This window comes from Mesorhizobium sp. M7A.F.Ca.CA.002.04.1.1, assembly GCF_004022805.1.
Classification (GTDB): Bacteria; Pseudomonadota; Alphaproteobacteria; order Rhizobiales; family Rhizobiaceae; genus Mesorhizobium; species Mesorhizobium ciceri.
The window spans coordinates 2201-10132 of sequence record NZ_RZPL01000132.1 but is presented as its reverse complement, the minus strand read 5'-3'; the positions used below and the strand labels follow the sequence as shown (position 1 = coordinate 10132).

The window sequence follows — 7932 nt, the reverse complement described above, 5'->3', positions numbered from 1 at the left end:
GTCATGTGTGCACCGGCCACATCGGCATCTTCACCGCGAAGGAGGCGAAGAAGGCAAGCCATAGCCAGGTCTGCATGTTGGCCGGGAAGTTGTGGGTCAGCAGCGTCGGGATGTCGGTTGTTCCGGACTGGAAGAACATCGCCATGATGGCGAGCAGCATCAGCACCGAACCGGCGAGCGTGTAGAGGAAGAACTTGAACGAGGCGTAGACGCGCCGCTTGCCGCCCCAGACGCCGATGATGATGAACATCGGGATCAGGCCGGCTTCGAAGAAGACGTAGAACAGCACGATGTCCAGCGCGCAGAACACGCCGATCATCAGCGTTTCGAGCAGCAGGAAGGCAATCATGTAGGCCTTGACGCGCTTCTCGATCGATTCCCACGAGGCCAGGATGCAGAGCGGCATCAGGAAGGTCGTCAGGATGACGAACAGCATCGAGATGCCGTCGACGCCCATATGGTAGGAAATGCCGGAATCGAGCCAGGCGACCTTCTCGACGAACTGGAAGCCGGACTGCGAATTGTCGAATCCGGTCCAGATGAACAGCGAGATGATGAACGTGAAAGTCGTCGTCAACAGCGCGATGGCGCGGATGTTGCGGCGTGCATTTTCGCTGTCGTCATTGATGAACAGGATAAGCAGCACACCAACCAGCGGCAGGAAGGTGACCAGCGAGAGGATTGGCCAGGCGGTCATCAGAGCATCATCCAGGTGACGAGTGCGGCAACGCCGATCAGCATGGCGAAGGCGTAGTGGTAGAGATAGCCGGTCTGCAGCTTGACGACGCGGTTGGTGACATCGACGACACGCGCCGAGATACCGTCGGGGCCGAGGCCGTCGATGACGGTGCCGTCGCCGGTCTTCCACAGGAAATGGCCAAGGCGCTTGGCGGGCCGCACGAACAGGAAGTCGTAGAGCTCGTCGAAATACCACTTGTTGAGCAGGAAGGCGTAGAGCCCGCGATGCTGCGCGGCCAGGTTGACCGGCATTTCCGGCGAGCGGATGTAGAATTTCCAGGCCAGCGCGAAGCCGATCAGCATGGCGATGAAGGGCGACAGTTCGACCCACAGCGGCAATTCGTGGATGTCGTGCAGGATGTGATTGTCAGGCAATGTGAACAGCGATGCCTTCCAGAACTCGGCATAGCCCTCGCCGATGAAGGCGTTGTGGAAGATGACGCCGGCAAACAGCGCACCCGCAGCCAGGATGAACAGCGGCACCAGCATCACCGGCGGCGATTCATGGACATGGTGCATGACCTCATGGCTCGCCCGCGGCTTGCCGTGGAAGGTCATGAAGATCAGCCGCCAGGAGTAGAAGGAGGTGAAGCAGGCGGCGATGACCAAAAGCACGAAGGCCATGCCGGCAACCGAATTGTGGCCGGCAAAGGCGCTCTCGATGATGGCGTCCTTGGAGAAGAAGCCGGCGGTGCCGATGACCGTCACCGGAATGCCGACGCCGGTCAGCGCCAGCGTGCCGATCACCATCATCCAGTAGGTGGTCGGGATCAGTTTCCTGAGGCCGCCCATATTGCGCATGTCCTGCTCGTCGGACACGGCGTGGATGACCGAGCCCGAGCCGAGGAACAGCAGCGCCTTGAAGAAGGCATGCGTGAACAGGTGGAAGATCGCCGCGCCATAGGCGCCGACGCCGAGCGCCACGAACATGTAACCGAGCTGCGAGCAGGTCGAATAGGCGATGACGCGCTTGATGTCGTTCTGGACGAGACCGACGGTGGCCGCGAAGAAGGCCGTGAAGGCACCGATGAAGGTCACGACCGTCAGCGCCGAATGCGACAGTTCGAACAGCGGCGACAACCGCGCCAGCATGAACACGCCCGCCGTCACCATGGTGGCGGCATGGATCAGGGCCGAAACCGGCGTCGGGCCTTCCATGGCGTCCGGCAGCCAGGTGTGCAGCGGCACTTGCGCCGACTTGCCCATGGCGCCCATGAACAGGAGCAGGCAGACGATCGTCATGGCCGCCTGCTTGTCCAGCGCATGGCCAAGGAAAGTCAGCACCGCGGCACCCTGCGGTGCACCTTCGGCCGGGATGAACGTCGCCGCATTGGCGAAGATGGTGCCCAGATTGACCGAGCCGAACAGCACGAACACGCCGAAGATGCCGAGCGCGAAGCCGAAATCGCCGACGCGGTTGACGACAAAGGCCTTGATTGCCGCGGCATTGGCCGACGGCTTCTTGTACCAGAAGCCGATCAGCAGATAGGACGCCAGCCCCACCCCTTCCCAGCCGAAAAACATCTGCACGAGGTTGTCCGCCGTCACCAGCATCAGCATGGCGAAGGTGAACAGCGACAGATAAGCGAAGAAGCGCGGCCGGTTCGGATCGTGGTGCATGTAGCCGATCGAATAGATGTGGACCAGCGCCGACACGGTGTTGACCACCACCAGCATGACCACCGTCAGCGTGTCGATCCGCAGCGCCCAGGACGCTTCCAGCCCACCCGACTGTATCCAGCGCAGCACGGGCACGGTGAACACCTCGCCATGGCCGAAACCGACGGTGAAGAACGCGACCCACGACAGCACGGCCGCGATCACCAGGAAACCCGAGGTGATGTATTCGGACGCCTTGGCGCCGAGCGACGTGCCGAACAGGCCGACGATCAGGAAGCCGAGCAGGGGAAGGAAGACGATGGCCTGATACATGGTGGTTCCGTCAACCCTTCATCATGTTCACGTCTTCGACCGCGATCGAGCCGCGGTTGCGGAAGAAGACGACGAGAATGGCAAGTCCGATGGCGGCTTCGGCCGCCGCGACCGTCAGCACGAACAGCGCGAACACCTGGCCGACCAGATCGCCGAGTGCTGCCGAAAAGGCGACGAAGTTGATGTTGACCGCCAGCAGGATCAGCTCGACCGACATCAGGATGACGATGACGTTCTTGCGGTTCAGGAAGATGCCGAACACGCCGAGCGTGAACAGAACAGCCGATACGGTCAGATAATGTGCGATGCCGACAACCATCTCAGAGTCCCTCGCCTGTCTTGACCTTGCGGATTTCCATGCCGGTCGCCGGTGTGCGGCCGACCTGGGCTGCGATCGACTGCCGCTTGACGCCTGGCTTGTGGCGCAGCGTCAGCACGATGGCGCCGATCATGGCGACCAGCAGCACGAGGCCCGAAATCTGGAAGTAGTAGAGGTAGTCCGTATAGAGGATGTCGCCGAGCGCGGCGGTATTGGTCCGCGTGGCAAGATCCGGAATGGGCTTGGAGACCGTCGAAGCGAGCTGCGGCGCGAAGGTGTAGCCGCCGAGAACCACGATCAGCTCCGCCGCCAGGATCAGCCCGACCAGCGCGCCGATCGGCGCATATTGCAGGGCGCCGCTCTTCAGTTCGGCGAAATCGACGTCGAGCATCATGACGACGAACAGGAACAGAACCATCACCGCGCCGACATAGACGACGAGCAGGATCATCGCCAGGAACTCGGCGCCGGTCAGCATGAACAGGCCGGCGGCGTTGAAGAAGGTCAGGATCAGGAACAGCACCGAATGCACGGGGTTGCGCGACGAAATGACCATGAACGCCGATGCCACCGCGACAAAGGCGAAGAGGTAGAAAAAGGCCGCCTCTAGTCCACTCAACATTGGGGATCCCCCGGGTTCCTGTACAAACAGGACAACCGTCCTGTTTCGATGTTTGCCGCCTCAGGCCGCAAGTTTCGTTGTGTCCTTAGACGAGGCCCCTCGCCCCGTCCATGCGTCAAATATCAGCGGTAGGGCGAGTCCAGCGAGATGTTGCGCGCCAGCTCGCGCTCCCACCGGTCGCCATTCGCCAACAGTCTGTCCTTGTCGTAGTAGAGTTCCTCGCGCGTCTCCGTCGCGAACTCGAAATTCGGCCCCTCGACGATGGCGTCGACCGGGCAGGCTTCCTGGCAGAAGCCGCAATAGATGCACTTCACCATGTCGATGTCGTAGCGCACCGTGCGGCGCGTGCCGTCATTGCGGCGCGGGCCGGCCTCGATGGTGATGGCCTGCGCGGGGCAGATCGCCTCGCACAATTTGCAGGCGATGCAGCGTTCCTCGCCGTTCGGGTAACGGCGCAACGCATGCTCGCCGCGGAAGCGCGGGCTGGTTGGCCCCTTCTCGTGCGGATAGTTGATCGTCTCCTTCGGCGCGAAGAACTGGCGCATCGACAGGAAGAAGGCGCTGACGAAATCCTGCAGCAGCAGCGATTTGGCGGCTTGGGAAAGAGCGGACATCACGCAAACCCCGTGATCTTGAGGAAGGCCGCGGTGGCGACCACCATGAACAGCGAGATCGGCAGGAACACTTTCCAGCCAAGCCGCATCAATTGGTCGTAGCGGTAGCGCGGCACGAAGGCCTTCACCATGGAGATGCCGAAGAACACGAAGCAGACTTTCAGCACGAACCAGATGACGCCCGGCACCCAGGTGAACGGCGCGAAGTCGAACGGAGGCAGCCAGCCGCCGAGGAACAGGATGGTGGCCAGCGCGCACATCAGCACGATGGCGACATACTCGCCGAGGAAGAACAAAAGGAACGGGGTCGACGAATATTCGACCATGTGGCCGGCGACCAGTTCCGATTCGGCTTCGACCAGATCGAAGGGCGGGCGGTTCGTCTCGGCCAGCGCCGAGATGAAGAAGATGATGAACATCGGGAACAGCGCCAGCCAGTTCCAGTCGAGGAAGGTGTTGGGCAGGCCAAGCCGCGTACCAATTCCATCATGCTGCGACAGCACGATATCGGTGAGGTTGAGCGAGCCGGCGGTGAGCAGAACGGTGACGATGACGAAGCCGATCGAGACTTCGTAGGACACCATCTGCGCGGCCGAGCGCAGCGCGCCGAGGAACGGATATTTCGAGTTCGACGCCCAGCCGCCCATGATCACGCCGTAGACCTCGAGCGAGGAGATGGCGAAGACATAGAGGATGCCGACATTGACGTTGGCGATCGCCCAGCCGTGGCTGACCGGGATGACCGCCCAGGCCGAGATCGCCAGCACGGCCGACACCAGCGGCGCCAGCAGAAACACGCCCTTGTTGGCGCCGGACGGGATGACCGGCTCCTTGAAGACGAACTTCAACAGATCGGCGAAAGCCTGCAGCGTGCCCCAGGGGCCGACGACGTTCGGGCCACGGCGCAATTGCACCGCCGCCCAGATCTTGCGGTCGGCGTAGAGGATGTAGGCGACGAAGATCAAAAGAACGACGATCAGCACGACTGACTTCAACAGGATCAGCAGCGCCGGCAGCACGTAGAAGGAGAAGAAAGTGTCCATGCTTATTCCGCCGCCTGCTTGAAGCCGCTCTTGGCCAGTGCCGAGCATTCCGCCATCACGGCCGATGCCCGCGCGATCGGGTTGGTCAGGTAGAAATCCTTCACCGGCGAGGTGAAGGTGCCCTTGTTCAGCCGTCCGCCGAGCTTCGCCACCTCGGCGATATCCTCGGCATTGCCGGCCGCGACCTGGTCGATACGGGCCAGATGCGGGTATTCGCCATAAAGCTTGGCGCGCAGCTGCGGCAGCGAATCGAACGGCAGTTTCTTGCCCAGCACATCCGACAGCGCCCGCAGGATCGCCCAGTCCTCGCGCGCCTCGCCCGGCGCGAAGCCGGCGCGGTTGGTCTGCTGCACACGCCCTTCGGTGTTGACATAGGTGGCCGATTTTTCCGTGTAGGCGGCCGCCGGCAGGATGACATTGGCGCGGTGCGCGCCCTGGTCGCCATGCGTGCCGATATAGACGACGAAGGCGCCGCCGGTCTTGGCCATGTCGATCTCGTCGGCGCCGAGCAGGAACAAGAGCTCCATTTCGCCCAGCATGCCGGCAACGTTTCTGCCGCCCTCGCCCGGCACGAAGCCGAGATCGAGACCGCCGACGCGCCCGGCCGCATTGTGCAGCACGGCAAAGCCGTTCCAGTCTGCGCGAGCAGCGTTGACGGCGGCCGCGAGCTTGGCCGCCTGACCGAGCACGGCCGCGCCATCGGCACGCGCCAGCGCGCCCTGTCCCACGATGATCAGCGGGTGTGTCGCCTTCTTCAGCGTCTGGAAGAACTTGCCATTGCCGTTGGCCAAATCCCCAAGCGAATCCGGCCCGGCGCCCAGCTGTTCGTAATCGTAGCGGGTATCGCCGACATCGCCGATGACGCCGACCGGCAGATTGCCGGTCCGCCAGCGCTTGCGGATGCGCGCATTGAGCACCGAGGCTTCATAACGTGGGTTGGCGCCGATGATCAGCACCGCATCGGCCTGCTCGATGCCTTCGATGGTCGGGTTGAAGATATAGCTCGCACGGCCCAGCGCCGGATCGAGTGCGGCGCCATCCTGGCGGCAATCGGTATTCTTCGAGCCGAGCGAAGCCATCAGCAGCTTGAGCGCATAGGTTTCTTCGACGGCGGCGAGATCGCCCGCGATAGCGCCGATCTTTTCGGGCGCCGTCTTCGACACCGCGTCCTTGATCGCGGCGAAGGCCTCGGCCCAGCTGGCAGCAACCAGCCTGCCGTCCTTGCGCACATAGGGGCGGTCAAGGCGCTGCGTGCGCAGGCCGTCCCAGATGAAGCGGGTCTTGTCGGAGATCCACTCCTCGTTCACCGCCTCGTTGACGCGCGGCAGGATGCGCATCACTTCGCGGCCCCGGCTATCGACGCGGATCGCCGAGCCGACCGCATCCATCACGTCGATGGATTCGGTCTTGGTCAGCTCCCACGGCCGCGCCTGGAAGGCGAATGGCTTCGAGGTCAGCGCGCCGACCGGGCAAAGGTCGATGACATTGCCCTGCAGCTCCGAGGTCATCGCCTGTTCGAGATAGGTGGTGATCTCGGCATCCTCGCCACGGCCGATCAGGCCCAGTTCGGAAATGCCGGCGACTTCGGTGGTGAAGCGGACGCAGCGCGTGCAGTGAATGCAGCGGTTCATCACCGTCTTCACCAGCGGTCCGATGTATTTGTCTTCGACCGCGCGCTTGTTCTCGTGATAGCGCGAGGAATCGACGCCGAAAGCCATCGCCTGGTCCTGCAGGTCGCATTCGCCGCCCTGGTCGCAGATCGGGCAATCCAGCGGATGGTTGATCAGCAGGAACTCCATCACGCCTTCCCTGGCCTTCTTGACCATCGGCGTGTTGGTGAAGATTTCCGGCGCCTCGCCATTCGGGCCGGGACGCAGGTCGCGCACGTTCATGGCGCAGGAAGCCTGCGGCTTGGGCGGCCCGCCCTTCACCTCGATCAGGCACATGCGGCAATTGCCGGCGATCGACAGCCGCTCATGGAAGCAGAAGCGCGGCACTTCCGCGCCAGCGTCTTCCGCCGCCTGCAGCAGCGTGTAGTGGTCGGGTACAGTGATCTCTTTCCCGTCGACCTTGAGCTTTGCCATTCGCCTCAAACCCCTGCGGAGTTCCCGCAATCTCTTTTTCCGGACGCGGTCGAGACCACGTCGAGCACTTCATTCACTTCTTGACGGCGAGCGCCGCCGCTTGAGCTGTCCAATCGTCGCGGCCGATGCGGCCGCCGAGCGACAGATAGTCCTCGACCCAGGCAACCTCTTGCGGCGTCCATGCCGCGATCTGGGCATACGTCCAGATGCCGAGGCCGTTGAGAACCTTTTCCAGCTTGGGCCCGATGCCGGATATCGCCTTGAGATCCGCCGGTTTCGCCGGCTTCTCCATGGCCTTGGGCTGCCTGAAATCCTCGGGCAACAGCGCATCGCCGACGCCGCCCGTTGCGGGAACGGCATTTGCCACCGGCGTCATGGTGGCGGCTTCCTTGGCGGCAATATCGGTGACTTCCTGCGCGAAGGACTGCGCCTCGGCGATCATTGTTTTCGCCGTTGCCCGTGCCTTGGTGGAGGAAGGACTCGGTTCATCGAACTGGGCGACGCGCGCCTCGAAATCATCGACGATCGGCTGCAGCAGCCGTTGCGAGGCTTCTGCCGCGCCTGAAAACGCGCCCAGCCA

7 protein-coding genes and 1 pseudogene are annotated in these 7932 nt (G+C 62.8%); all 8 read right to left on the bottom strand.

The features are described 5' to 3' along the window. Positions 1 to 4: 4 nt before the first annotated feature. Positions 5 to 697: pseudogene (locus tag ENZ75_RS09760) on the bottom strand (NADH-quinone oxidoreductase subunit M); the annotation flags it as partial. Next, on the bottom strand, positions 697 to 2670 hold the full coding sequence (nuoL, locus tag ENZ75_RS09755) for an NADH-quinone oxidoreductase subunit L (protein WP_063168236.1): 1974 nt from the start codon (positions 2668 to 2670) through the stop codon (positions 697 to 699). The gene nuoL and the pseudogene ENZ75_RS09760, both read right to left, overlap by 1 nt. Before the next feature lie 10 nt (positions 2671 to 2680). Then, the gene (gene nuoK, locus ENZ75_RS09750; protein WP_010910101.1) at positions 2681 to 2989 is read right to left on the bottom strand and encodes an NADH-quinone oxidoreductase subunit NuoK; all 309 of its coding nucleotides are present in this window, start codon (positions 2987 to 2989) and stop codon (positions 2681 to 2683) included. Between the two features lies 1 nt (position 2990). After that, entirely contained in the window at positions 2991 to 3611 is a 621-nt protein-coding gene (locus ENZ75_RS09745; protein ID WP_013531099.1) for an NADH-quinone oxidoreductase subunit J, read from the bottom strand. Positions 3612 to 3733: 122 nt separating this feature from the next. After that, complete coding sequence (gene nuoI / locus ENZ75_RS09740) at positions 3734 to 4225, bottom strand: NADH-quinone oxidoreductase subunit NuoI (protein WP_013531098.1); 492 nt, start codon at positions 4223 to 4225, stop codon at positions 3734 to 3736. Further along, positions 4225 to 5268, bottom strand: coding sequence for an NADH-quinone oxidoreductase subunit NuoH (nuoH, locus tag ENZ75_RS09735; protein ID WP_013531097.1), 1044 nt, complete (start codon positions 5266 to 5268; stop codon positions 4225 to 4227). The genes nuoI and nuoH overlap by 1 nt, the downstream gene beginning before the upstream one ends. A 2-nt stretch (positions 5269 to 5270) precedes the next feature. Continuing rightward, positions 5271 to 7352, bottom strand: a complete 2082-nt coding sequence (gene nuoG / locus ENZ75_RS09730) for an NADH-quinone oxidoreductase subunit NuoG (RefSeq protein WP_013531096.1) — start codon at positions 7350 to 7352, stop codon at positions 5271 to 5273. A 73-nt stretch (positions 7353 to 7425) separates the two neighbouring features. Continuing rightward, positions 7426 to 7932: NADH-ubiquinone dehydrogenase (locus tag ENZ75_RS09725; RefSeq protein WP_245481142.1), on the bottom strand; the 507-nt coding region annotated here is incomplete at its 5' end.